The sequence below is a fragment of the Dietzia maris genome (genome assembly GCF_014144855.1).
Taxonomy (GTDB): Bacteria; Actinomycetota; Actinomycetes; order Mycobacteriales; family Mycobacteriaceae; genus Dietzia; species Dietzia kunjamensis.
Genome location: NZ_JAALDN010000487.1, coordinates 1 through 1,224 on the forward strand (window position 1 = coordinate 1; position 1,224 = coordinate 1,224).

The 1,224-nt window shown below is 71.2% G+C and carries 2 protein-coding genes and 1 pseudogene; all 3 read right to left on the reverse strand.

The window, feature by feature from the left end:
- Nucleotides 1-208 (reverse strand): annotated as a pseudogene (locus G6024_RS15060) (hypothetical protein); the annotation flags it as partial.
- A gap of 33 nt (nucleotides 209-241) precedes the next feature.
- Nucleotides 242-739 (reverse strand): NUDIX hydrolase, encoded by a 498-nt coding sequence (locus G6024_RS15065; protein WP_159149077.1) that lies wholly within the window; start codon nucleotides 737-739, stop codon nucleotides 242-244.
- A 129-nt stretch (nucleotides 740-868) separates the two neighbouring features.
- On the reverse strand, nucleotides 869-1,224 hold a 356-nt coding region (locus G6024_RS15070; protein WP_478213498.1), incomplete at its 5' end, for a hypothetical protein.

The window sequence follows — 1,224 nt, forward strand, 5'->3', positions numbered from 1 at the left end:
GGCGGGCCAGCGCGGCGGTGACCGCTCCGATGCCCACGCTCGCGGCCGCGACCATCAGGATCTCGCCCGAGGTGGGCGAGCCGGCCGCGGCGCCGGCGGCCAACCCGTGAGCGCTGATGCCGAACACGCCGCTGACCAGGGCCACCACGATGCCCACGACCGCGGTCACCACGGGTGGGGCCTCGTCGCGGAGGCGGTCGGCGGACATGGCCCGATTCTAGAGCGGACCTCCGACAGGGACCTACCCGGCGACCGGGCCCTCGGTGGTGGTCGCGATGCGGGCGCGTTCTTCGTCGGCCAGGCCGGCCTCGATCCGGGCGAGCATGTGCGGACTCAGGTCAGGCAGGTCGTTCACGCCGAACCAGCGGACGTCGGTGTTCTCGCCGTCGGCGGGATGGGGGTCGCCGCCGAGGTAAGTGCAGGCGAAGGTGTGGTCGATGTACTGCGCCCGGTCCCCGTTGCCGTAGGTGACCATCCGGGAGACGCCGATGGAGGCGACGCGGTCGACGCGAATGGTCACCGCCGCTTCTTCGCGGGCTTCGCGAACCGCGGTGTCGGCGGGGTGCTCGCCGGGGTCGACGATGCCGGTGACGGGGGTCCACCAGCCGTTGTCGCTGCGTCGCACGAGCAGGACCCGCTCGGCTGCGGGGTCGCGGATGACGGCGGTGGCCCCGGCGAGCCAGAGCGGGGCGGTTCCCACGTGCTTGCGGAGCTCGAGGACGAAGTCGGGAGTGGCCATGCCGGCGAGCGTATCGGCCGCGGAATCCGCCGGGTGAAATGACGGATCCCCCGCCGACCGTGTGGTCGACGGGGGATCGCCGAAGTGCTATCCGGTTGCTGACTCAGTCAGCGTGGATGGGGCAGAACCTCAGTTCTGCTCCTCCTCGGGCTCGCACTCATCCTGCTCCATGGAGCCGTTGTACTTGAGGAAGTCGATGGCCTCCTGCGGCAGCTGGCAGACGGCGCCCACGTTGATCTCCGGCAGCGGCGGGAGGTTGACCCCACCGGAGACGGCGATGCCGATGCCGATGCCGGCCGCGGCAAGCGAGCCGAGGGTCGCGAGGTCGCCGGCGTCGGAGCCCGAGTCCCCGAGCGAACCCTCGACAATGACGGTCGAACCCTCGGCGACGGAGCCCTCAGCGGTGGAGCCCCCGGCCAGCGAACCATCCGGACCGGTCAGCGAACCGGTCGCATCCTCAAGCGAACCATCCGGACCGGTCAGAT